The organism is Nafulsella turpanensis ZLM-10 (assembly GCF_000346615.1).
GTDB lineage: Bacteria > Bacteroidota > Bacteroidia > Cytophagales > Cyclobacteriaceae > Nafulsella > Nafulsella turpanensis.
In genome coordinates, this window is record NZ_ANNU01000023.1 from 116442 (window position 1) to 138865 (window position 22424).

Consider the following 22424-nt stretch of genomic DNA (forward strand, 5'->3'; position numbering starts at 1 on the left):
ATTAAAATTTTAATTAAAACCCAAGGTGTAAGCCCAGCGCATAAGTCCGTGGTCTTGGATAAATATTATTATCAATGCCACCCGCAATTTCCGGATCAAGACCGGTGTAATTGGTTAGAACAAAAACATTCTGAACATTCACATTCATTCGCAGGCTCAGTCTGTCATTAGCTACTCTGCCAAAGTTATATCCCAGATTGATGTTGTCCATCCGAAGGAAAGAACCATTCTCCACATAATAATCCGATAGGAGAACGGTTTCGCTTGGGTCCTGGAAATTAGTTTCAAGCACATTCCGGGTAACATTTCTCAGGTAACCAGGCTGTGCAAAATTGGCATAATTTGCATTTAATGAGTTGATGTTGTTGTACAGGTAGTTTCCTGTGTTGCCGCGGGCAACAAAGCTCAGGCTCCAATCTTCAAAAGCAAACTGAGAGCTGATTCCATAATAGAAATTTGCATTTGGTGCTTGGTACCTGTACCTGTCCAGCTCTGATATTTCCCCATCTCCATTAAGATCTGCAAAGAGGCCTTCTATAGGAGTCCCATTTTCATCATAAACCTGCTTATAGACAAAGAAAGTATAAGGAGAAAAGCCTTCTGTATGGATTTGTACAGTATTACCAGTACCTCCACTAACTCCACCAACAGGAATACCTGTTGTATTGGCATTATCCACTCTACTCAGGTTGGTGATGGTAATATCATTGTAAGACCCATTAAGTCCAACTTCCCAGCTAAAGCGCTCATTGTTAATGGCATAAAAGTTAAGTACTGCCTCAATACCCTCAGATTCAATGTTACCCACATTGGTAAGGATACGGTTTGAAAAGTTTGTACCAGCAGCTACAGGTACATCGCTTAACAGATCTTCAGTTTGTTTGGTGTAGTAGTCAAGGCTACCGGTAATTCTTTCTTCGAAGAAGCCAAAGTCCATTCCTGCATTATAAGTGGTAGTTTCTTCCCACTTTATATTTGGATCATAAGCCTCCGGCCGATACATGGTATAAAATGTATCGCCGAACTGGTACTGTGCCCTAATATCACTAAAAGTATATCGGGCAAGGTACGGGAAATCACCAAAAACATCCTGTTGACCAGTTACTCCATAACTTACACGAAGCTTAAAAGTGGAGACAACATCAGAATCAACAAGGAAATTTTCTTCATTTACTCTCCATGCCAGGGCCAGAGAAGGAAAAGTGCCCCAGCGGTTTTCTTCACTAAACCTTGAAGATCCATCTCTGCGTACGGTGGCCGTAAGGAGATAACGTTCATTATATACATAGGTCGCGCGGCCAAAGAAAGATATCAGGTTGTTTTGAGGGAATGAAGTTAAACCAGCAGCTGCCCCATCAATTGGCTCTCCGGTAATGTCTGTTTCCGCAAAATCAGGATCCTCTCCAGAGAACGACTGGTAAGAGTATCCGGCAGTGGCATCAATCCTGCTATTGATTTCTTCTAAATCTGAGGTATAGTTTAGGTAGAAATCCAGCAACTTGTTCATTTTTGACTGTGCGTATGGACTAATGCGGCCATTAGTTATAACAGCCGTAGGATAGGTAGCAGGCAAAACCACTTCTCCTTCACTTTCAGTCACGTCATACCCTAAGTTAAGATTCGCTCTAAGGTCCGGGATATTGTGGAATTCATAATCAAACTGGATATTGCCAATACTCCTCAGCACCTGCCCGTAATCATCCTTTAGTTCCAGCATGCTGAGTGGATTAATGGTGGCATTATCATTAAAATCACCAGGAGCTTCTTCCCATTGGAAGTAACCTCCAAAAATTTCGCTATCCATATAAACTGGCTGGGTAGGATCCATGGCGATGGCCGATCCTACTGCTCCCTGATCAGCGAACTGGCTATTTGTCAAAACACCTCTTACATTAATGTCGACATCTAAATGTTCATCAAGGAAAGTAGGACTCACAGTAAGGGCGGCAGAAGTTCGCTGGAAGTTAGATGTTAAAAGAATACCATCCTGATTCAGGTAGCCTAAGGAAACTCTGTAAGGAACAGATTCAACGGAGCCACTAACGCTCAGGTTATTATCTGTACTGTAGGCATTACGATAGATCAGATCCTGCCAGTCTGTACTAGCAGTTCCAAGCATTGCTTTCTGGGCTTCTGTACCATAAGTATTTACTGCATTTCTGTATTCATCTGCTGTTAAAACTTCTATCTGATCTGTTGGAACAGAAATTGAATGACTGGAACTGAATGTGACGCTTAATTTTTCCCCTGCTTTTCCATCTTTGGTGGTAATGAGGATAACGCCATTTGATGCACGAGAACCATAAATGGCAGTTGCGGAAGCATCTTTTAAAACATTTATGGCTTGAATGTCCTCTGGGTTAATAAAACTTAATGGGTTGCTGGCACCCGCAATGGTAGCATTATTTAAGGGGACCCCATCTACCACTATGAGAGGATCATTAGAGGCATTGAGTGAAGCGCCTCCCCTGATTCTAATCTGGCTTCCTGAACCCGGTGCACCGCCACTGGAAGTTATTTGCACCCCAGCTACCTTACCCGTGATGAGTTGAGCAGGGGAGGAGACAAATCCTTCCACGAAATCCTCTTCAGTTATGGCCGAAACAGCCCCTGTCAGGTCGCTCTTCCTTTGCGTACCATAGCCTACTACCACTACTTCGGCAAGGGTTTCGATGTCTTCCATTAACTGGATGTCAATTTCGCTTTGGTCAGCGACTACCACTTCTTCGGGGGTGAACCCTACAAAAGAAAAAATCAGGGTATCACCTTCTTCAACACGTATCTGGTAAACTCCATTGAAGTCGGTAGTGGTACCCTGTGTTGTTCCTTTTACCCTGATGGTAACGCCCGGCAGGGCACTTCCATCGCTAAAGGAAGTTACGGTGCCCGATATTGTTTTGGTATCCTGGGCCCAGAGAAAATGGGAAGAGCCGAAAAATACCAGCACCAGTATCAGGCAAAGTTTACTGAAAGTATATTTGTGCTTCATTTACAATTAATTTGGTTAGAAAATTGAGTATATGCTATAATTAAAATACCTGGATTTGTATCGAATCTTTTCAGATGATGGTGAGGTCCTGAGATACTACAATATTTTAAAACAAATGTTTTTTTTAAATGCTGCAAACGTTCCCGGTAAAACACTCAAAAATAAATTCTAAAAAGCTGAGTGTCAGTTGTGTTAAAAATCAAATCAGTGTAATAATACTATAAATTATCAAGATTACAAGAAGCCCGGAACAGGTATTTTGCCATTTTTTTACCACAATCGTTACCGCAAACGTTTGTGTCACCTTAATTCTTTCAACCTTTAATTTAATCTTTATTCCTTTATTAAAGATTTGCTTTAAGTAAAAAATTCTTTTAGGTTTATTAGAATAGTTCAATATTTACTCCTGCTTTTTGGGGCCAAACCCTCTTTCCTTCGATGGGATGAAAAGTGGGTTTTCAAATTGAAAAGCAGGCTGTAAAATATTTCGTTTTTGCGAATCCCCTTCCCTCCAGGAAGGGGCCTAACTTACGGCTGGATTAATGTTCATTTCAGCAATGAAGCTTTTTTTAAAGATGGGAGAGGACTCAACAGTTTAGATATAAATCGAACAGGAGTGAAGGGTAGGAAAAGTTGTAAAGGTTTGGCCTTCCTTTTCATTTTTATCTAACAATTTTGCGTTAAAAAGAATATTCGCTTTAATTAGCGTCTGTTTAATAAATTACGTGTTATATGAAACACATTCAGGTTACCATCAAAGATATTGCCCGCGAGTTGAAAATTTCCCCTTCAACCGTTTCACGGGCTTTAAAAGATCATCCGGATATTAGCCTGGCGACAAAAAAAGCGGTACGTGACCTTGCTGAGAAGCTGGATTACCAGCCTAATTCTGTTGCTCTTAGCTTACGTAAGAGCAAGACTTTTACCATAGGCGTTATTATACCCCAACTGGTACACCATTTCTTTTCCACTGTTATAAGTGGGATAGAAGATGTTGCTTATAAAGAAGGCTACCACGTCATGATTTGTCAGTCTAATGAATTATATGAGCGTGAGGTGTTGAGTACTCAGGCATTGCTGGCAAGTAGGGTAGACGGGATGTTAGCTTCTATCGCGCAGGAAACGACGGATACCAAACACTTCCAGTCGGTAATGAAAAAAGGGATCCCGCTGGTCTTTTTCGACCGGGTAGTGTCGGACCTGGATGCCAGCTCGGTGGTCGTAGATGATTTTGGAGGAGCTTACCGGGCAGTGGAACATTTGGTTCGCTCCGGCTGTCGTAGAATTGCCCACCTAAGCGGACCAGACAACCTGCTCATAAGCCAGAGCCGCCTGCGGGGTTATAAAAAGGCGCTGGAAGATTATGGCATTAGCAGTAGTGATAGCCTGCTAATAAAAGCCGGTCTTTCTATTGAAGAAGGAAGAGAAGCCTGTGAAAGGCTTTTACAGCTCGACCAGAAAGCAGATGCTATTTTTGCGGCCAATGATCCGGTAGCCATTGGGGCACTCCAGTTTTTGAAAGAAAAAGGGGTAAAGGTACCTGAAGATATTTCGGTTGTTGGTTTCAGTAATGAGCCCATTACTTCATTGATTGACCCGCCCATGACTACGGTGGCCCAGCCTGGCTTTGAAATGGGCCAGTTGGCGGTTCGTCTTCTGCTCGATGAAATTAATCTTCCGGATGAGCAAGAGGTACAAACCTCCCGCCGGGAACTTAAAACTGATTTGGTAGTAAGAAAATCGACCCGTACCTAAGGCAAAAAGAAAAAAATTACGCAACCGTTTGCAGTTGGCTTTAGCCTTACCAGGGCTTTATTTTTTCAAGCTGCAGGCTTTTTATAGTTAATTTATTTTTAGAAAGCACTTCCTGAGTATTATAAAATTGTTTTATTTTAACGCTGCCATTGAAAAGGAAATCAATGTTTGGGCTACAGAAGTGTAAAATGCAGTAAACCTTTCTCTTCTCTGGTTTGCTTTTTATTTTCCGGGACAAGAATGGGAGGGAAGCCTTCTTTTTCGCTTAAATAATTTCGTTTTTTCTCAAAAAATGAAGAAAAAGGATTCCTGCTATTGTTGTGGTTCGGAGAAAAATAGTTGGTCGTGGAAGGGTATAGCAAGAGAAGATTGTTTAGGCACTTTTATGGAAAATGTAGCTAACAGAAATAACATTTTGAATGGCCTTGGCTTAATAGTACATAAGCTTAGGCCTTTTTAATATCTATTGCAATGCAAAAGTTTTTAGGAATAGATGTGGGAGGTACCCATATTAAATGTGGTATCGTTACGATGAATGGTGAAATTTTGCACCAGATAAAATTTCGAACCTCCGAGCTGCAGGTACTCGACTCATTTGTCGATGGCTTTACCAAGATAGTGAAAGACCTATTGCTGGAATTTACAGATGTTCGGCAGGTGGGTATTGGTGTACCCGGCACTCTTAATAAAGCCAGAACACATACGGAAGAGCTCCCAAATGTTCCTCAACTTAATCATGTAAACCTGCTGGAACGCCTACAGGGAGCCCTTCCCGGTGTCAGCTTCCGTCTGGAAAACGATGCCAATGCAGCTGCTTTAGGAGAATATCATTTCTCGGGCCAGCCAATGCCGGAAGATTTTATTTTTTTAACCATGGGTACCGGTATAGGAGGTGCTGCCATATTGGACAGGACTATTTTTAAAGGAGGAGATGGTAATGGGATGGAGGTAGGCCATATCATGTCCGAGGGAGGGAAGCGCCTCGAGGAGCATATAGGTAAAAAAGGAATTTTGAATATGGTTTCCGAAGGTCTCTTACGCCACAAAGAAAAAAGTTTAATGTATGGTCTGGAGTTGATCAATACTAAAGTACTGGTGGATTCGGCCTCCCAGGATGATTTGCTGGCTAAAGAAGTATTTAAGAATACCGGCAGGCTTTTGGGCGAAGGGTTGGTTTCTATTATTCGGGTCCTTGATATAAAAAATATTTACATTGGCGGAGGAATCTCTGCCAGCTTCGATTTTGTATACCCAAGCCTGATGGAAGCCTTAACTACCCATCTTACTCCTTATTATACCAGCGCTTTGTCGGTAAAAAAAGCTGTTTTAGGGAATGAGGCCGGCATTTTAGGTGCGGCTTCTCTCTGCTTCGATAATACCCTCCAGCAGAGGGAGACTTAGTGTTTTCGAACAAAGAGTTCTTTTGCCAGTCCTGTTGCATTGAGCCTGATAAATAAGGCATTGGCAAGAGGTATTCCTTCGGCAGCTGTGCTGCAATTGATGTTGGGTTCGAGAAAATAGATCAAAAACTTTTGGTTTCGTTCATAAAGCTCCTGTGCATCCGGTTTTCCTAAAAACCGGATGACTTCTGCCTCCCTAAGGCCGGTGAGTTGCTGGCGGGCTGCAAGTAAAATTTCTACCATTTCAGCTCTTTCACCACTACAGCCCCACTTGTCCCGTTTCCATACATAATTTTTAAAACCTTCTATCTCTACAGGCTCAGAAGTACAGGAAAAGCAAAGAAATAAAATGAATAACGCGAAGAACGGGAGTTTAGTCATGAGCATTTTTTAATGAAACCTGGAGGCCGGCCTCTCCCTGAGAGACAGTGGCAAGCTGGCTGATTCGCTTCCGGATAAATAAAAGCCAAACATACGTCATTATGACTAAAAATGAACCTGCCACACCTAAAACCTGTAGTTTTTCTTCCATTAAGCTTAGGAGAAGGCATCCGGTTCCCAGGCAAAATAAGCGGAAAGCTTCCAGTTGAAAGGCTTTAGTCCTGTGCTCCAGTAAATAACCAATGCTGTATACAGAAAGAATGATAAAGCCCGCACCCAGTACTTTCTGCCAAAGGTCCCAGTTTCCAATCTGGAAGAGAAAATAAGCAGCACCCCCCAGGGTAAACAGGTACTGCACGAGAACATACCAGCCCAGTATTTTTGGCAGCGGAATATCAAATTTTATATAAGAACTTTTATCGATAGCAGGAGGTGCCATATAGCCTCCAAGATAATCCGGCTGCCAGCCGGGCTTATAAAAAAGGGTGCGGATGCGCTCCTTCCACCCGTGTGTTTTTTTTAATTGCTGCCATATCCACTGATAGTGCTGGAGGTTCACCCAAACAGGGTTCCAGCTGTTTACAGGAGTGGTAATGCCATAGGTGGGCTTCTCTTCTTCTTCCTGGAAAGTGCCGAACATACGGTCCCAGATAATAAAGACGCCGGCATGGTTTTTATCGATGTATTTTGGATCGCGGCCATGGTGCACCCGGTGGTGAGAGGGAGTATTGAGCACCCACTCCAGAGGGCCTAACTTCCCGATTTTCTCAGTATGTATCCAGAACTGGTAAATGGTTACGAGGGCACTGATAAATAAAAACTGCATTGTTTCAAATCCTATCAGTGCCAGGGGCCAGTAAAAAGCAGCAGTCCAGATGGACTGGAAAGAACCCTGCCGAAGGGCGACGGAAAAGTTGTAATCTTCGCTCTGGTGGTGGACAACATGCCCGCCCCAAAAAAGATTTACTTCATGGCTCATCCGGTGAGCCCAGTAATAGCAAAAATCCACCAGCACAAAGAGCAGTAAACTATTCAGGATGGTTGGAGGAAAACTGAGGATGGCAAAATGCTGGTACAGCATAGCGTAAATGCCTAAAAGTCCTACCTTCAGAAAAACATCAGTTACCTGCTGGGTAATGCCGCAGCTGATATTGGTAAAGGCATCGTTTAGCCGATAGAGCTTTTCTTTGGAGAAATACTGTACCAGTAACTCCATTCCAATCAGGAGGAAGTAAAGCGGTATGGCAAGGATAACAGGATTCAGGTCCATAGGTACAAATATTTACAGCAGACATTTATTTCAGCAAAAGGCTTTAGTAAAATGAATTTTTACATAATTTTACCCCGCTTCTGCACCAGCCGGAAAGTTCCTGGTTTTTTACCCGGGCAGACTTTCTTTTGTTTTATCAATATAAGCGAAATTCGCTTATGAAAAAATACTCTCCTATATGAGCAGGCTTATTAAATATCTTTGGTTTTTGTCCGTTCTCGCACTTTTAGCCAGTCTCCTTTGGATCTATGCATCTTTACCTTCTGAAGTAGGGGTTTTGGCAAATACCTTGGGAGAGGCGGATGAATTCCTGGGGAAAAATCAATTCTTCTACCTTGTTTTTGGCTTTTGTGCTCTCATTAATGTTATTCTGTTTGGCCTCCGCAATATGGTTATCAGTTATGCCGAACGTTTTAGAAGAAAATTAACAGCTTACAGGCTGAGCCTGCAACTTGCCCTGGCCGACTGGATGCTTGCTTTTGCTTCTTCTTTGAATGTTTTCTTTATTTTAGCCCTTGTCTACATAGCTGCTTTTAACTCAACTGAAGACATTAATCTTGAAGCCTATGAAGTGCTGGTGTATGCCGGACCGGTTTTAGTGGCCGGGGTGCTGCTCTCTCTGGTGTTTTTTTTTCTGAAAAAAAGAGCCTGATTCAGGAAAGAGAAAACGAACTAATTATCAGGATTTTCCCTTTTGAGGACACTATATAAATTAGCATAAATGCTAATTTTTTTAGTTTAATATCTTCTCTTTTTAGGGGAATTTATTATCTTTAATGTTTGTAAATGCTATATTGGTAGCTAATCAAGAGGTCTCTTATCTAATATCCATTCATTTATGGCAGAAAATTCAACAGTTCAATATACCGAAGACAGTATACGTTCGCTTGACTGGCGGGAGCATATTCGCCTCCGGCCCGGGATGTACATTGGTAAGCTGGGCGATGGTTCCGCCCATGACGATGGTATTTATGTACTGGTAAAGGAAGTGATCGATAATTCCATCGATGAACACATGATGGGTTTCGGCAAAACCATAGAGGTACAAATTACAGATTACCGGGTAGAAATACGGGATTATGGCCGGGGTATTCCGCTAGGAAAAGTGGTGGATTGCGTGAGTAAAATTAATACTGGTGGTAAATACGATAGCGGTGCCTTCCAGAAATCGGTAGGCCTTAACGGGGTGGGTACAAAGGCGGTAAATGCCTTATCCTCTTATTTTAAAGTACAAAGTTTCCGCGATGGTGAAACCAAACTGGCTGAGTTTAACCAAGGAAACCTGATTAACGATGCCAGGGTGGCGAAAACCAGCGAGCGGAATGGGACCCAAATTATTTTTGAGCCTGACGGAACTGTTTTCAAGAACTATCATTTTATTCCTGAATATCTGGAAAACCAGATTTGGAACTATGTATTTCTGAATGCCGGACTCACCATCATCTTTAACGGAAAAAAGTATTTCTCTAAAAATGGTTTATTAGACCTGCTGGAGCGGAAAACAGATGTAGAAACTCTTCGTTACCCCATCATCCACCTGAAAGGAGAGGATATTGAACTGGCCCTTACCCATGCCAATCAGTACGGGGAGGAGTATTACTCCTTTGTTAACGGCCAGTATACAACTCAGGGTGGTACTCATTTAGCAGCCCTTCGCGAAGCTCTTGTTAAGACCGTTCGGGAATTTTACAATAAAAATTTCGAAGCCACCGATGTCCGGGCCTCTATTGTAGGAGCTATTGCTGTACGGGTACAGGAGCCGGTGTTCGAGTCGCAAACCAAAACAAAGCTTGGTTCCCAAAGTGTTGGCCCCGATGGACCAACCATGCGTACCTTCGTTAATGATTTTATTAAAACGGAGCTGGACAATTACCTGCACAAACATCCTGATACCGCTGATGCACTTTTAAAAAGAATTTTGCAGAGTGAACGGGAGCGCAAGGAAATAGCAGGTATTAAGAAGATTGCCAACGAAAGAGCCAAAAAAGCCAATCTTCACAATAAAAAATTACGCGACTGCCGCATCCACTTTAATGAGGAAAAGAATGGGGAATTAGCCGATAGCAGCATGATTTTTATCACTGAGGGCGATTCGGCAAGTGGTTCCATTACCAAGTCGCGCGATGTACAGACCCAGGCAGTGTTTAGCTTAAGAGGTAAGCCCTTAAACTGCTTCGGCCTCACGAAGAAGGTGGTATACGAAAACGAAGAATTTAACCTGCTGCAGCATGCCCTTAATATAGAAGATGGCCTGGAAGGTTTGCGGTACCGAAAAATCATTATCGCTACCGATGCCGATGTCGATGGAATGCACATTCGCCTGCTGTTGCTCACCTTCTTTCTGCAGTTTTTCCCTGACCTGGTAAGGAATGGACATGTGTATATTCTGGATACTCCTTTGTTTAGGGTGAGGAATAAAAAGGAAACCATATACTGCTACAGCGAAGAAGAAAAGCAAAGGGCAGTAAATAAGCTAGGCAATAAACCGGAAATTACCCGCTTTAAAGGTTTGGGAGAAATTTCGCCGGATGAATTTGGTGGTTTTATCGGAGAAAATATTCGGCTCGAGCCCATTATCCTCAATAAAGACAGCCATATTCAAAACCTGCTGAAGTTCTATATGGGTAAAAATACGCCGGACAGGCAAAACTTTATTATCGATAATCTCCGGATTGAAAAAGACCTTGCGGAAGGCGAAAAGGACATCAAAGAAGTTGCCAGCGAGGTCTTAACCAGCTAAGGAAGGTAAATGCAGTTCTGGAAGGGCTTAAATAATAGGGGGCGTATTCTCCTGCTTCTGTTGGGCAGCCTTGTGCTGCTCAATGGAATAGTGTTGGTAACGATTCCTAACTTAAGCTCTTTCTCCCGTTCCTTTGCTTCCATGCTCAACGACAGGTTGGTACCCAGCACCGAAATTGCTCAGCTGCAGGAGTTAAGCTATAAAAACCGCCTTTACCTGGAGGATATGATTTTCAGGGATGTTCAGCGAAACCTGGCAGGGCAAATGCTGGAGAATAACACTCTGGCTGATAAAACTCTTGAGCACTATCAGCTTTCTTACTTTACAGAAGATGAGCGGGAGCATACCGACCGCTTTTTAGAAGCGCTACAGGAGTATCGCAGGTACGAAAAAGAAGCCCTGCAGTTATTAAGCCGTGGAGAAAAAGAAGCTGCAGCGAAACTCTTTGAAGAAAAGAGCCAGTTGGCCTTTCTGAGCATGATACACGAATTAAATTTACTTTCTGGAATCCAGCTAAGTGTGGGGCGGGCATTGTATGAAAAGGCTGATGAAAATATCCAGATAATAAAGCTGGTGGCCTATTTTAGCTTATTTTTGTCGCTGATTCTGGCAGCTCAATTATTTAAAGTTTTAGGAATAAGACCCCTTGAAGGGGAGAGATAGATGAAAATGGACGGACAAGAAAACGAACAGGAACATAGAGACGAGGAGAAGATCCATGACGTGGTGCCGGTATCGGGTATGTACCAGAACTGGTTCCTCGACTATGCTTCTTATGTAATTCTCGAGCGGGCTGTGCCCGCCGTTGAAGATGGTTTTAAACCCGTGCAGCGCCGCATCATGCATGCCATGAAGGAGATGGATGATGGCCGCTTTAATAAGGTTGCCAACATTATAGGGCAAACGATGCAATACCACCCTCATGGCGACGCCTCCATTGGCGATGCCATGGTAAATATGGGGCAAAAAGACCTGCTTATCGATACCCAGGGTAACTGGGGAGATGTAAGGACAGGCGATGGTGCCGCAGCACCCCGTTATATTGAGGCTCGGCTCAGCAAGTTTGCCCTGGATGTACTGTTCAACCCGCAGACCACCAACTGGCAACTCAGTTACGATGGCCGTAAAAAGGAGCCGGTTACTTTACCGGTAAAATTCCCCTTGCTGCTGGCCCAGGGAGTGGAGGGTATTGCCGTAGGCTTATCAACCAAAATTCTGCCACACAACTTTATTGAGCTGCTACAGGCCTCAATCGATTTGCTGAAAGGCAAAAAGGTTCAGCTGCTGCCTGATTTCCCAACGGGTGGAACTGCAGACTTCAGCGACTATAATGAAGGTCTGCGAGGAGGCCGGATTCGGGTTCGTGCCCGAATTGAGGAGCTGGATAAGAAAACACTGGTAATAAAAGATATTCCATTCGGTACCACAACTACCAGTCTGATCGATTCAATTCTGAAGGCGAACGATAAAGGCAAGATTAAAATAAAAAAGGTAATTGATAATACAGCCAAGGATGTAGAGATACTGGTATACCTGGCTCCTAATCAGTCCCCGAACGTTACCATCGATGCCCTCTATGCTTTTTCAGACTGTGAAATGAGCATAGCGCCTAATGCCTGTGTTATTATCGCCGATAAACCACACTTCCTCTCAGTCAATGAAATTTTGAGAATCTGCAATGAACAGACGGTGGACCTGCTGAACCGGGAGCTGCAGATTAAACAGGCGGAGCTAATGGAAAAGCTGCTGTTCTCTTCTTTGGAAAAGATTTTTATCGAGAACCGCATTTACCGCGATATTGAAGAAGCAGAGACGTTTGAGGCCGTTATTCAAATTATCGATAAAGGACTTGGACCATTTAAGCCGCAGCTTTACCGCGAAATTACCCGCGACGATATTTTAAGGCTGACAGAAATCCGCATCAAGCGAATTTCTAAATACGACTCCTACAAAGCCGATGAGCTGATGCGGAAGCTGCAGGAAGAGCTAAAGGAAACGGAGCACCACCTGGCGAACCTGGTAGATTATGCAATCAGCTACTACAAAGAGCTGATAAAGAAGTACGGGAAGGGCAGGGAGCGAAAAACAGAAATTCGTAGCTTCGAAACCATTCAGGCCGCAGTGGTAGCCGCCAATAACCAAAAGCTGTATATAAACCGTGAAGACGGGTTTATTGGCTATGGGCTGAAAAAAGACGAGTTCGTATGCGACTGCTCCGATATTGACGACATTATCGTTTTTAGAAAAGATGGTCGCTGCCTAGTAACCAGAATACAGGAAAAAGTATTTGTTGGCAAAGACATCATTCATGCGGCGGTGTTTAAAAAAGGAGATGAACGCATGGTTTATAACATGGCTTACCTGGATGCCGGAAGCGGTCGAAGTATGGTTAAGCGCTTTCAGGTGCTCGCCGTTACGCGCGATCGCGAATATGATCTTACCAAAGGAGCCAAAGGTTCAAAAGTGCTGCATTTCTCTGCCAATCCCAACGGGGAGGCCGAAATCGTAACAATTTACCTTACCAGTGGCTCAAAAGCTAAAAATAAAGTATTTGATTATGATTTTGCAGAGCTGGAAATAAAGGGCCGCAATGCGGCAGGTAATATTCTCACCCGCTACCCGGTTCGAAAAATTCAGCTGAAGCGGGAAGGAGTGTCTACCCTTGGTGGGCTCGATATTTACTATGATGAATCCATCGGCCGCCTGAATACCGAAGAAAGGGGCAAAAAGCTGGGCACTTTCCAGAATGACGACCGTATTATAACCATTTATAAAAATGGAGAATATGAATTGACTACCTATGAACTAACCAACAGGTATGAGCCCGATAAAATAATGCTTATCGAGAAGTTCGATCCGGAGCGGGTAATTTCGGCTATTTACTACGATGGTGGAACAAAATCCTTCTTTGTGAAGCGTTTTAACATTGAAACCAGTACCATTGGCAAGGCATTTAATTTTATTTCGGAAGCCAAAGGCTCCTATCTTGCCCTGGTATCGACCGATAAACAGCCACAGGTAGAGCTACAGATAGAAAAGAGCGGCAGTAAGGAGGTAGAAACTACCATGTACGATATGGACATGCTCATAGATGTAAAAGGCTGGCGGGCTATTGGTAATAAGCTGAGTCCCCATAAAGTAAAGAAGATAAGGCTGTTAGCTTCTAAAGTGGCCGATGATGTGGAAATGAAGAATGCAGCCTCTAAAGCTTCAGAAGAAGAGCTTGATGAGGAGGACCAGCTGAACTTATTTTAGTAGTGAGATTGTATTGAATAAAAAATGCAGGTATTGAAAAATGCTTGCATTTTTTATTAAAATGCATGAGGTTTGAAGAGAGATGGAAACAGAGCAGGACATACGACTACAGGAAGCCCTGGAGGCTTTCATAACTCCTAATAAGTTGCGGCTGATTGAACAGGCGCTGGAGCATCGTACCCGGCACCTGGTTGTGGCATTGGAAAACATTCATAAGCCTCATAATGCCAGTGCTGTTTTAAGAACCATTGAGTGTTTAGGTATCCAGGAATATTTTATTATTGAAAGCCAGAAGCAGTACAGGGTAAGCCCTCATGTGGCGAAAGGGGCCGCCAAATGGGTGGATATACACCGCTTTAATGTACAGAAGGGAGAGGATACACAAAGCTGTATTGAGGTGCTCCGCCAGCGAGGGTACAAAATAGCCTGCACTTCTCCCAGGCCGGAAGGTATACCTCTCGAAGAGGTGCCGGTGGAAGAAAAGCTCGCTGTCTTCTTTGGAAATGAACTCTATGGCCTGAGTGAAACCGTAATGGAAGAGGCTGATTTGCATATCCATGTCCCCATGTGGGGCTTTACAGAAAGTTATAACCTTTCAGTTAGTGCTTCCATCGTATTTTACCAGTTACTTTCCCGCCTGAGGGGCAGCAAAATTCCATGGCAGCTTTCTGCCGAAGAGAAAGCAGAACTTAGGATGCAGTGGTACAGAAAAATTGTTACCAGAGCCGAGGTGATTGAGAAACAGGTCCTGAAAAATTAAACTAGAAAAAGATGCTGAAAGGGCTTATTAGGCTTTTATTGATGGGGTTTTTTGCTGTACTTTTCTTTTTTGTAGCCTGCAATGCGTGGGTTATTATGTCGACTTCGCATCGGGTATATACAGAGTTAGAGGAAGTGCCGCTAACAGAAACTGCCCTTGTTCTGGGAACCAGCAAAAGGTTTGCCAACGGCGAGCCCAATACTTATTTCGAACACCGTATGGATGCCGCGGCTTCTCTTTTTAAAGAAGGAAAAATTAAACACCTGCTCCTGAGTGGCGATAACCGCACTCCCTACTATAACGAGCCGGCAGATATGCAGGCAGCTTTGGAGAAAAGAGGCATCCCTGTTAGTGCTTTTTCATCCGATAAAGCGGGTCTAAGAACCTTGGATTCTGTTGTAAGAAGTAATGAAATATTTGGCTCTGAGGAAATTCTGGTAGTAACACAACGTTTTCATACCTACAGGGCCGTCTTTATCGGGCAGCATTATGGAATTAACACTTATGCTTATGCTGCTAAAAGTCTCCCGCTAAGAGCCTCTGCCAATTTATTGTTCCGGGAATTTCTTGCCAGGCCAATGGCCGTAATAGACCTGTATATACTGCAAAAAGAACCATCTGAAATGGGAAAGGAAGACCTGCTTGAGCTTTAGCCCTCTTTCCTCATTTTTTACTTTACAGCTAATTAAAATACTTTAGCGGTAACTCCAAAGGTCATGTTTACCCGGATATCAACATCCTCGTCTATTACCTGGTCAGTGGTAGCAGCGGTACGGATACTAAAATGATCTTTTACAATAAATGGTTTGAGGTCTACACCGGTAGTTTCTAACTGCAGGCTTTGGCTACCATCTTCAGCAATATTGCTTTTAGATGCCACCAGTACTTCCTGTTCCCCTTCGGCTGAGATGTAGATGCTTATTTCGTTTAAAAAATCAAAATTTGCATCTGCCGGATTAGTGATCGTCAGTTGGAGCTCCTCCAGGATAGCTTCTTCCACTAAATCGGCCCTGGTGTTATTGTTCCGGAAGCTCTGCTCTGAAGAGCTTTGTACCTCCGCCCTCGGAATGCTCAACAGCTCACCAATACCGGTATTTTGTCCCGGTATGCTTATATTACTTTCATTTTTGATTTCAAACTGAGTCAGGTCCTTTAGCTTTTCACATCCGGAGAGAAAAATGACTATTACAATCAGGAAGGGGATTCGTTTATTTACCATCGGCTTTCTTTTCTTTAAAATTAAAGGATGTTAAAACTATTATTTTTTTTGCAAATTAGCGTTTCAATATTTCGGGATTTCTTACACAGGAAGAACTTATGTTAAAAGCGATTATATACCGGCACCGCATGCAGGTGGTTGTAGCACAGGCAATTCTGCTATTGTTGTTTAGCCCTGCTTTTGCTCAAAAGCCGCAAACCTACAGCTCTGCCGATATTGCCATGGAGTTGCAGGCTTTAAAAGTGCTGGGGTCGGTATTATATGTGGCCGCCCATCCTGACGATGAAAATACCCGCCTGATTACCTACCTGGCAAATGAGAAAAAGTATAGAACCGGCTATCTTTCCCTTACGAGGGGCGATGGTGGCCAAAACCTTATAGGCCCGGAAATGCGGGAGAAGCTGGGACTTATCCGAACACAGGAGCTCCTGCAGGCGCGTCGGCTCGACAGGGGAGAGCAGTTTTTTAGCAGGGCAAATGATTTCGGTTACTCAAAGAACCCGGATGAAACCTTTGGTATTTGGGACCGTGATGCTGTTTTGGCCGATCTGGTGTATGTTGTTCGTACATTTAAACCCGATGTTATCATTACCCGCTTTAATACAGAAGCAGGCACTACACACGGCCATCACACAGCTTCGGCAATTTTGGCGGCAGAAGCTTTTGAAGCCGCTGCGGATCCTAATCGATTTCCTGAACAATTAGCCTACACCAGTACATGGCAGCCGGAGCGCCTGTTATGGAATACCTCCTCCTGGTTCTACAGGAATGGTGAAGCTTTTGATACTACCGGACTCTTAAAGATAGATGTTGGAGTATATAACCCCTTCCTTGGTAAGTCTTATACTGAAGTAGCCGCAGAAAGCCGGAGTATGCACAAGAGCCAGGGCTTTGGAACCCCTCTCCAGAGAGGCTCCAGTATGGAATATCTTCAGCCGGTTTTAGGAGACCCTGCAGAAAAAAGCCTGTTCGAAGGCATTAATACCAGCTGGTCGAGAGTAAAAGGAGGAGCCGCTGTTGAAAAAATGATCGACAAAGCCATCAGGACTTACCAACCGGCGGAGCCATCTGCTCTGGTTCCTCAGCTGATTGAAATATACCAGGCAATCGAATCTTTACCGGATCAGCATTATACCCAACTGAAACTGCAGAAAGTAAAGCAGCTGATTTTAGCGGTAACCGGCCTTTATCTTGAAGTAGTGGCAGATGAACCTACGGGGGCACCCGGAGAGTCTCTGGAGGTGCTAATGGAGGCGGTAAATCGTTCCGGAGTGGAAGTAAAACTGAAGCAGATTATCTTTCCTGACCTTCAGAAGGAGGTAAATCTCTCCCTTGAGCTGGAAGAAAATCAGAAAAAGGAAGAGCGGATACCCATTGTCCTGCCGGAAACGGTAGAGAGCTCACAGCCCTACTGGCTAAAGGAGCCACCTCTTAAAGGAATGTTCATTGTAGAGGATATAGAGATGATTGGGAAGCCTGTTAATGAACCTGCTTTGCAGGCAAACCTGCATCTGCAAATAAACGGCTTTGACTTTAAATACACACTGCCCGTGCGCTATAAATACACAGAGCCGGCAGAAGGGGAAATCTACCAGCCTTTCTTTATTGTTCCTCCGGTAGCAGTAAATCCAAAAAAAGAGCAACTTCTTTTTACCGGGGAGGAGGCGCAGGAGCTACTGGTGGAGGTAAGGGCAGGTAAGGATAGTGTGGGAGGGGAGGTGCGTTTACAGCTTCCGGAAGGATGGACGGCCACCCCTGCATTTCATGCTTATTCTCTGCCCGAGGAAGGGGCCAGCCAGTTATTCACCTTTAAAGTTCATGCACCAGAAGAGGCCGTAGAGCAGCAACTGCAGGTGATAGCTACTTATAAAAATCAATCCTTCAAAAGAGGCATGGAATGGATCCGCTACCCTCATATTCCTGCCCAGCTGGTATTGCCACCGGCAGTAGTAAATCTCAGGAAAGTTAAGCTGGCAACAACCGACCTTCGCATTGGCTACTTAATGGGGGCTGGCGATGAGGTGCCTCAGAGTCTTAAGGAGCTGGGGTATGCCGTAGAGCTGCTGCAGGCACAGGACCTCCAGCCTGAAAAGCTGGGCCAGTATGATGCCGTCGTTTTAGGAGTAAGGGCCTTTAACACCACCGAAGCCCTGAAGTTCAGGAAAGATGCCCTGGAGCAATATGCCAGAGACGGAGGAACAGTAATTATCCAGTACAATACCAGCTTTGGGCTGGTAGACGAATCAATTGCGCCTTATCCTTTACAACTTTCAAGGGAGCGGGTAACCATGGAAGAAGCACCTGTCCAACTACTCCAGCCCAACCACCCTGTGTTTCAGTATCCTAATAAAATCAGCCCGGAAGATTTTGAAGGTTGGGTCCAGGAAAGAGGCCTGTACTTTGCCAGTGACTGGTCAGATGAATGGACTCCGCTGCTTTCCAGCCACGATACGGGGGAAAAGCCCCTTTTGGGAGGTTTATTGGTGGCGAAGGTAGGAGAAGGGTTTTATGTATATACCGGTTATTCATGGTTCAGGCAGTTACCCGCCGGGGTTCCGGGAGCCATCAGGCTCTTTGTAAACCTGCTCTCCTTAGGAAATTCCTAAACAAAGAAGTTTCTTCCAAGCTTATAATAAGAGGAAAAGAGATGAGTCCTGAGCAGCTGCAGAGGTTATGGTGCTGCTTTTGATTATTTTTTCATCGAAATCTCACCATTTTTTATGCATGTACTCCTCAAAATTGCCAAAGGCCTTTTGTATCTTCTCCTGGGAATAATTATTCTGCTCGTCCTGGCAGTTTTTTTTGCCGATCCGATAGTTGAAAAATTGCTGGAAAACAGGGTCAGTAAAGCAGGCAAGGGCCAATTTTCGGTGGAGTTTGGGGAGGTAAATGTTTCTGTTCTTGCAGGAAACATTGTTTTAGATGATGTTTTCTTTAACACAGCCAATGCCGATACCACCATTTCACCTCAGATCATGACAAGGGCAGATCGGGTTGCGATAAAAGGGTTCGACTGGCTCAGGTACCTTGCCCAGCAGGAACTAATCCTTGACCAGCTGGAGCTGAAAAATCTTGAGTTGCAGTTAAAGGCCAGCCAGAAGGACACTTCCGGCAATCCTTCACAACCTTTTCGCCTGGAACAGCTCGATATATACCCAAGCATTAACCAGCAACTTGATAAGGTGTTTCTGAATGATTTATCCTTTGATAAAATAAGTCTGGAGTTTATCAATTTCAGTAGCGGAGACACGCTCCGTTTCGACGCAGCTAAGTTCGGGTTACAGAGTGAGGATATTTTAATAGAAGCTAATTCGCTGATTACCAATGACAGAGCTTTCTATGCTGAAAGAATTGATTTAGATGGGCGGGACATTGAAATTACCCGCTCCGGCAGGAAATATTGGAAAGCGGTGCTGGAAGCTTTTCAGCTCGATACCAAAGAGGAAAAGGTAAGTGCAGCTTTACGTGAACTGGAGTTTTTTACAGCACGACATAACCATGAGGATACCCTTCTTTATACCCGCTTAGGAATTTTAGAGGCCGAAGGGCTTGACCTGAATCAACTGCAGCAATCAAAAGCTTTTTTCTTGAAAAATGTTGTTGTTGAGGACGTACTTGTTGTTCAAAATAAGCAGAACGAGGCATTAAGCATTCCACCATCTAAAACCCCGGTTTCAGGTGCACGCTTTCCGATTGGGGAGGTAAACCTGGCAAAGATGCTTCCAGCTTTTATTGAAGAGATTGGGATTAATGATTTGAAAATCAGTAATTTTACATACGAAGAGAAGGGAGGGCCAAGCCTTTACCATTTAGATGCAGTGGCGAGAGACGTAACCGTTGGTGGAGAAGTGGCCTTTTTTGACAACCGCTTTTTGCATGCCTCTTTCCTGGAGCTAGGTTTTGAAAAACTTAAGGTGAAGCAGGGGAATCCTGTGCACCAGATCCTGCTTAAAGGGTTTGAACTTCAGGCAGATAATGGTATCGCCAGCATTGGGCTGGAGCAAATAGTAGTGGAGCCGGAAGAAGAACCTAAAGGAAAAGTTTGGGTAGATGCGGATATTGCTGCTTTGCAGGTTGATGGTATTAATTACTCCCAATTAGCCAAAGGTTCGCTCAGTATCGATAGTATAGGCATTCTCGACCCGGAAATAATTGTGCATCTTCCTGCATCCTCCTCCGGAAAAAATAAAAAAGCTGGTTCGGGAAGAAAGCCCGATTTGTATCCTTTAATAGCAGGTTATTTGCAGCAACTTGAAATTGAGGAAATGGCGCTGTTGAATGGAGATATCCGGTTGGCAGGGCTTGGCGGAACAGCTGAAGGGGCTGCTCTTCCAGTGGTATATATTCAATTCAGGGACATTCAAATAGCTGAGGGAACCGCCTATAAGGATGACCGCCTCCTGCATGCCGGAGATGTAAGCATGTACCTGGAGAATCTACATTACCTGTTCCCGAATAATGTGTATGTGTTGGAGCTGGGTGTTTTAAAAGCAAGTACAGCAGAAGAGCAGCTTGAGGCACGTGATTTCAGCTTTGCCTACAATGAAAATTATGAGAAGATACTCAATGGACCAAAATCCAATTCAATTTATAAAATCACTTACGAAGAGCTACTGATAAAGGGGCTGGAGTATGAAAAGCTGTTAACGGGAAAGGGCTTTATGGCAGATTTGGTTGCAGCGGATAAGGTTGATTTTTATTCCTTAAAAGATTTTAATAAACCAGAGGAACTAAAGGTAAAACCGATGCCTCAGGAAGCTATCAAAAATCTTAACTTTCCGCTCAATGTACGCAAGCTAATGGTTTCTGATGCGGACATAGTGTATGAAGAAAAGAAGAAGGGAGCCGATACATCCGGCGTTATCCGGTTTATGGATGTTTCTGTCAGGGCTCAAAATATTACTAATCTGCGGCCACTTTTATTAAAGAATTCTGAGCTTCCGGTAATTGGTAACGGTCAGTTAATGGGGCAGGGGTATTTTGAGACCGAACTGCTCTTTTACATGCTTTCCGATAGTAACAAAGTAAGAGTGAGCGGAGCAATTGACACACTGAATTTAGCTGCTTTAAATCCTATTGCTCGCTATAATTCCATGGCTGCCATTGAAAGCGGAACCTTGTACAGGGCCGAATGGGACTTTGTAGCCAATGTAGAGCAATCGCACGGTACTATGCTCATGCGATATGATAACCTGGATATCCAGCTGAGTAGCCAGAAGTCGCCAGATACTACAGGTATACTCAAAGATATTGGCTCATTTTTAGCCAACAAACTGTTGGTGGAATCAGACAGGGCGGAAGACAAAGATGATGAACCCGAAAAAGTGGATTTTACCCAGGAGCGAAACAAAGAAAAGAGCTTCTTAAACTACTACTGGAAGTCTCTCTTAGCCGGACTGAAGGAGCTGATAGGGCCCTTTTAGTTCTTGCTTTCCATTTAAGACTGGCGCCAGTTAAAACTGCATTTTTTCTCCCCTGATTTCTCCTTTTATCCTGATGGAACAGACCTTCTGAAAAGGATGCAAAAATTAAAAAAAGCTGCTGAAATAAGTGCTAAAAAAGCTAAATTTGTGGCTGCCTGCACAAGTAAAAAATAGCTTTTATGCCCCAGACTCCGGAAAAAGTTTTAAAGGATTTACAGGAAGGACGTTATGCCCCCGTTTATTTTTTGCAGGGAGAAGAACCCTACTTTATCGATAAAATTGCCGGCTACATTGAAAAGAATGCCCTTTCGGAAACAGAGAAAGGCTTCAATCAAATGGTGATGTACGGAAAAGATGTGGATGTTACGGCCATCCTGAATAATGCACGACGCTTCCCGATGATGGCGGAGCGGCAGGTGGTAATTGTAAAGGAAGCAAAGGATATCCAGGACTTGAACCGGCAGGAAGGACAAACAATGCTGGAAAGCTATGTAAGGAATCCTTCTCCCTCCACTGTGCTGGTTTTTTGCCATAAGTATAAAACCCTGGATGGCCGTAAAGCGCTTCCGAAGGTTTTAGACAAGCATGCAGTTTTGGTTACCACTAAAAAGTTATACGATAACCAGGTGCCTGACTGGATAAACTCCTATGTGGTAGCCAAAGGCTTTACCATTGAAAGAAAAGCAGCCTTTATGCTTACTGAGTTTATTGGAAATGATTTGGAAAGGCTGGCGAATGAAATAGATAAAGTACTTATTAATTTTCAGGAGAAGGTACAGCTCGATGCGGCACTCATTCAGAAATATGTGGGTATCAGTAAAGAGTATAATGTTTTTGAACTTCAAAAGGCGTTGACAGTAAGAGATGTAATTAAAGCCAATAAGATTGTCCAGTATTTTGAGGCCAACCCTAAAAATCATCCTGTAATTCCTATGATTGCCATGCTTTTTGGTTTCTACAGCAAGCTGCTCTTAATACACCATTCCGGCGAAAGGACAGAAGGCGGGGTGGCGAAGCTGTTAAAAATAAATCCTTTTTTTGCGAAGGAATACCTGTTGGCCATCCAAAAGTATAATTTGCCAATCGTGATTCGTAATATAAGTTTTCTCCGGCAGGCCGACCTCCAGAGTAAGGGGGTTGATAGCGGAGGAATGACAGAAGGACAGTTGTTAAAGGAACTGGTTTTTAAGTTAATGCATTAAAGCTTTCTGTCAGCTTACTCTTACCCATAA

At 43.7% G+C, this 22424-nt stretch carries 15 protein-coding genes; 11 read left to right on the top strand and 4 right to left on the bottom strand.

Annotation, left to right across the window (positions count from 1 at the left end; genetic code table 11):
* Nucleotides 1–13 precede the first annotated feature (13 nt).
* On the bottom strand, nt 14–2989 hold the full coding sequence (locus F752_RS0110660) for a SusC/RagA family TonB-linked outer membrane protein (RefSeq protein WP_017731727.1): 2976 nt from the start codon (nt 2987–2989) through the stop codon (nt 14–16).
* A gap of 732 nt (nt 2990–3721) precedes the next feature.
* Between F752_RS0110660 and F752_RS0110670 the strand changes: the two genes are divergently transcribed.
* Nucleotides 3722–4744 (top strand): LacI family DNA-binding transcriptional regulator, encoded by a 1023-nt coding sequence (locus tag F752_RS0110670; protein ID WP_017731729.1) that lies wholly within the window; start codon nt 3722–3724, stop codon nt 4742–4744.
* Between the two features lie 471 nt (nt 4745–5215).
* A complete protein-coding gene (locus tag F752_RS0110680) occupies nt 5216–6145 on the top strand; it encodes an ROK family protein (RefSeq protein WP_017731731.1) in 930 nt (309 codons plus the stop codon).
* Here F752_RS0110680 and F752_RS25345 read toward each other — a convergent pair.
* Both F752_RS25345 and F752_RS0110690 read right to left on the bottom strand, forming a co-directional pair.
* Nucleotides 6142–6525 carry a hypothetical protein gene (locus tag F752_RS25345; protein ID WP_017731732.1) on the bottom strand — a complete coding sequence of 128 codons (384 nt, stop codon included), beginning with the start codon at nt 6523–6525 and terminating at the stop codon, nt 6142–6144. The genes F752_RS0110680 and F752_RS25345 overlap by 4 nt on opposite strands.
* Entirely contained in the window at nt 6518–7795 is a 1278-nt protein-coding gene (locus F752_RS0110690) for a sterol desaturase family protein (RefSeq protein WP_017731733.1), read from the bottom strand. The genes F752_RS25345 and F752_RS0110690 overlap by 8 nt, the downstream gene beginning before the upstream one ends.
* A 277-nt stretch (nt 7796–8072) precedes the next feature.
* Between F752_RS0110690 and F752_RS25350 the strand changes: the two genes are divergently transcribed.
* From F752_RS25350 to F752_RS0110720, 6 genes are all read left to right on the top strand, one after another.
* Entirely contained in the window at nt 8073–8447 is a 375-nt protein-coding gene (locus tag F752_RS25350; protein ID WP_152425105.1) for a hypothetical protein, read from the top strand.
* Nucleotides 8448–8633: 186 nt separating this feature from the next.
* Nucleotides 8634–10535: a DNA topoisomerase IV subunit B gene (locus tag F752_RS0110700; RefSeq protein ID WP_017731735.1), complete on the top strand. Its 1902-nt coding sequence runs from the start codon at nt 8634–8636 to the stop codon at nt 10533–10535.
* Between the two features lie 9 nt (nt 10536–10544).
* Nucleotides 10545–11198 carry an MCP four helix bundle domain-containing protein gene (locus F752_RS0110705; protein WP_017731736.1) on the top strand — a complete coding sequence of 218 codons (654 nt, stop codon included), beginning with the start codon at nt 10545–10547 and terminating at the stop codon, nt 11196–11198.
* Entirely contained in the window at nt 11199–13790 is a 2592-nt protein-coding gene (locus F752_RS0110710; RefSeq protein WP_017731737.1) for a DNA gyrase/topoisomerase IV subunit A, read from the top strand.
* Between the two features lie 82 nt (nt 13791–13872).
* Nucleotides 13873–14550: a TrmH family RNA methyltransferase gene (locus F752_RS0110715; protein WP_017731738.1), complete on the top strand. Its 678-nt coding sequence runs from the start codon at nt 13873–13875 to the stop codon at nt 14548–14550.
* A gap of 95 nt (nt 14551–14645) precedes the next feature.
* Nucleotides 14646–15203 (top strand): SanA/YdcF family protein, encoded by a 558-nt coding sequence (locus tag F752_RS0110720; RefSeq protein WP_236614002.1) that lies wholly within the window; start codon nt 14646–14648, stop codon nt 15201–15203.
* A gap of 32 nt (nt 15204–15235) precedes the next feature.
* Here the strand turns inward: F752_RS0110720 and F752_RS0110725 are convergent, their stop codons facing one another.
* Nucleotides 15236–15769, bottom strand: coding sequence for a hypothetical protein (locus F752_RS0110725; protein ID WP_017731740.1), 534 nt, complete (start codon nt 15767–15769; stop codon nt 15236–15238).
* A 98-nt stretch (nt 15770–15867) separates the two neighbouring features.
* Here F752_RS0110725 and F752_RS0110730 point away from each other — a divergent pair, with 98 nt between their 5' ends.
* From F752_RS0110730 to holA, 3 genes are all read left to right on the top strand, one after another.
* Nucleotides 15868–18375 (top strand): PIG-L family deacetylase, encoded by a 2508-nt coding sequence (locus F752_RS0110730; protein WP_017731741.1) that lies wholly within the window; start codon nt 15868–15870, stop codon nt 18373–18375.
* Nucleotides 18376–18489: 114 nt separating this feature from the next.
* Nucleotides 18490–21192 (top strand): AsmA family protein, encoded by a 2703-nt coding sequence (locus F752_RS0110735; protein WP_017731742.1) that lies wholly within the window; start codon nt 18490–18492, stop codon nt 21190–21192.
* A 179-nt stretch (nt 21193–21371) separates the two neighbouring features.
* Entirely contained in the window at nt 21372–22394 is a 1023-nt protein-coding gene (gene holA, locus F752_RS0110740) for a DNA polymerase III subunit delta (RefSeq protein ID WP_017731743.1), read from the top strand.
* Nucleotides 22395–22424 lie beyond the last annotated feature (30 nt).

What these genes read in the sequence shown, in the direction of transcription:
- F752_RS0110710 (WP_017731737.1), top strand. Translation starts at nt 11,199, where the DNA reads ATGAAAATGGACGGACAAGAAAACGAACAGGAACATAGAGACGAGGAG.
- F752_RS0110705 (WP_017731736.1), top strand. Translation starts at nt 10,545, where the DNA reads ATGCAGTTCTGGAAGGGCTTAAATAATAGGGGGCGTATTCTCCTGCTT.
- F752_RS0110720 (WP_236614002.1), top strand. Translation starts at nt 14,646, where the DNA reads ATGTCGACTTCGCATCGGGTATATACAGAGTTAGAGGAAGTGCCGCTA.
- F752_RS0110680 (WP_017731731.1), top strand. Translation starts at nt 5,216, where the DNA reads ATGCAAAAGTTTTTAGGAATAGATGTGGGAGGTACCCATATTAAATGT.
- F752_RS0110660 (WP_017731727.1), bottom strand. Translation starts at nt 2,989, where the DNA reads ATGAAGCACAAATATACTTTCAGTAAACTTTGCCTGATACTGGTGCTG.
- F752_RS0110715 (WP_017731738.1), top strand. Translation starts at nt 13,873, where the DNA reads ATGGAAACAGAGCAGGACATACGACTACAGGAAGCCCTGGAGGCTTTC.
- holA (WP_017731743.1), top strand. Translation starts at nt 21,372, where the DNA reads ATGCCCCAGACTCCGGAAAAAGTTTTAAAGGATTTACAGGAAGGACGT.
- F752_RS0110735 (WP_017731742.1), top strand. Translation starts at nt 18,490, where the DNA reads ATGCATGTACTCCTCAAAATTGCCAAAGGCCTTTTGTATCTTCTCCTG.
- F752_RS0110700 (WP_017731735.1), top strand. Translation starts at nt 8,634, where the DNA reads ATGGCAGAAAATTCAACAGTTCAATATACCGAAGACAGTATACGTTCG.
- F752_RS0110725 (WP_017731740.1), bottom strand. Translation starts at nt 15,769, where the DNA reads ATGGTAAATAAACGAATCCCCTTCCTGATTGTAATAGTCATTTTTCTC.
- F752_RS0110670 (WP_017731729.1), top strand. Translation starts at nt 3,722, where the DNA reads ATGAAACACATTCAGGTTACCATCAAAGATATTGCCCGCGAGTTGAAA.
- F752_RS0110730 (WP_017731741.1), top strand. Translation starts at nt 15,868, where the DNA reads ATGTTAAAAGCGATTATATACCGGCACCGCATGCAGGTGGTTGTAGCA.
- F752_RS25345 (WP_017731732.1), bottom strand. Translation starts at nt 6,525, where the DNA reads ATGACTAAACTCCCGTTCTTCGCGTTATTCATTTTATTTCTTTGCTTT.
- F752_RS0110690 (WP_017731733.1), bottom strand. Translation starts at nt 7,795, where the DNA reads ATGGACCTGAATCCTGTTATCCTTGCCATACCGCTTTACTTCCTCCTG.